This window comes from Micromonospora globispora, assembly GCF_003857015.1.
Lineage (GTDB): Bacteria > Actinomycetota > Actinomycetes > Mycobacteriales > Micromonosporaceae > Micromonospora > Micromonospora globispora.
Map to the genome: position 1 here is coordinate 1 of NZ_QGGF01000788.1, position 1419 is coordinate 1419.

Annotated in this window: 2 protein-coding genes and 1 pseudogene; all 3 read left to right on the plus strand. The window is 74.3% G+C overall.

Annotation, left to right across the window (positions count from 1 at the left end; genetic code table 11):
- A pseudogene (locus DKL51_RS34235) lies at window positions 1-361 on the plus strand (histidine kinase); the annotation flags it as partial.
- Window positions 358-825 (plus strand): roadblock/LC7 domain-containing protein, encoded by a 468-nt coding sequence (locus tag DKL51_RS34240; RefSeq protein ID WP_109942676.1) that lies wholly within the window; start codon window positions 358-360, stop codon window positions 823-825. The pseudogene DKL51_RS34235 and the gene DKL51_RS34240, both read left to right, overlap by 4 nt.
- Window positions 822-1307 carry a DUF742 domain-containing protein gene (locus DKL51_RS34245; RefSeq protein WP_109942677.1) on the plus strand — a complete coding sequence of 162 codons (486 nt, stop codon included), beginning with the start codon at window positions 822-824 and terminating at the stop codon, window positions 1305-1307. Before DKL51_RS34240 ends, DKL51_RS34245 begins: the two co-directional genes overlap by 4 nt.
- The last annotated feature ends 112 nt before the right edge of the window (window positions 1308-1419 follow it).

The following is a 1419-nucleotide window of genomic DNA, read 5'->3' on the forward strand; positions in this document are numbered from 1 at the left end:
GATCCGCCAGCGGGTGCCCGGCGCCAGCCTCCCGCGTACGGGGCCGGCCGTCGGGCCGGTCGACGCCACCGGAGCGGACCCGGCCGCCGCCCGCGCCCTGGTCGAGGAGTTCCAGGCCGGGGTGAGCCGCGCCGAGCAGGGCCGCACCCCAATCGAGGGGACGCCGGACCGGCCGCGGCTCAGCCGGCGGGTGCCCGGCGCGAACCTGGCCGTCACCCCGCAGCCGGTGCCCCTGCCCAGCCACCACCCCGGAGACCCGGCCGAGGTCCGCAACCTCATGACCGAGTTCGAGGCGGGCGTCGCCCGTGCTCTGCGCGAAGTCAGTCCAGACCGCCGTTACGAAGAGGGATCATCACGGTGACCAACCCCTTCCTGCACGACAACGTCGACCGCCAGAACCACGCCGGGGAACTCAGCCCGGAGGCCCGCACCTTCAACTGGCTGCTCGACTCGTTCACCTCCAGCACGGCCGGGGTGATGGAGGCGATCGCGGTCTCCTCCGACGGGCTGCTGATGGCGATGTCCGCGATCAAGGACCGGTCCAACGCGGAGCGGCTCGCGGCGGTGGTCTCCGGGATGACCAGCCTCGCGGGCGGCGCGGCCAGCTGGTACGCCCTCGGCGGGCTGAACCGGGTGATCGTGGACATGGCCGACGGGTACCTGCTGATCAGCGCGATCAGCAGCGGCTCGGTGCTCGGCGTCGTCGCCGACCGGTCGGCCAACCTCGGCACCGTCGCGTACGAGATGACCCTCTTCGCCGGGCGGGCCGGTGGCGCCCTGAGCCCGCGTCTCATCGCCGAGCTGAAGAACGCCGTACAGCAATGACCCCGGAGGTGGCCGGCGAGGAACCCGATCCGGAACCTGGCGTCCGGATCCGCCCCTACCTGCGGTCGCCGTCCCCGGACGCCGAGCCGGCACCGGCGATGACGCCGCCCACCGACGAGACCGGCGAAGACGCGGAGCAGCCGAGCGGCCCGCGACCGTTCGTGCTGACCGCCGGGCGGGTCGCCGGCGCCGACCCGGCGATCGGCCTGGAGACCCAGGTGACCGCCCGGCCGGAGAGCACCTCCTGGGCGGTGTCGTCCCGGCTCGCCCCGGAACTGCAGGCGATCGTCGCGCTCTGCGGTGAACCGATCTCGGTCGCGGAGATCTCCGCCCGGACCCGGATGCACTTCGGCGTGACCCGGGTCCTGGTCGGCGACCTGCGGGCCGCCGGCCACCTCGACGTCCACGTCGGCGACGCCGAGGACGCCCTTGACCCCGACATCATCCTGCGAGTGATTGATGGACTCCGTGCAATCTCCTGAATGGCCCGCCGTCCCGGCGGGCGGGCTGGCGGCGAACAGCGCCGGCGTCCGGTACGGACCGCCGGCGGTTCCCGGCCCGGCCACCGGACGCGCCACGCCCCCGCCCGCGCCG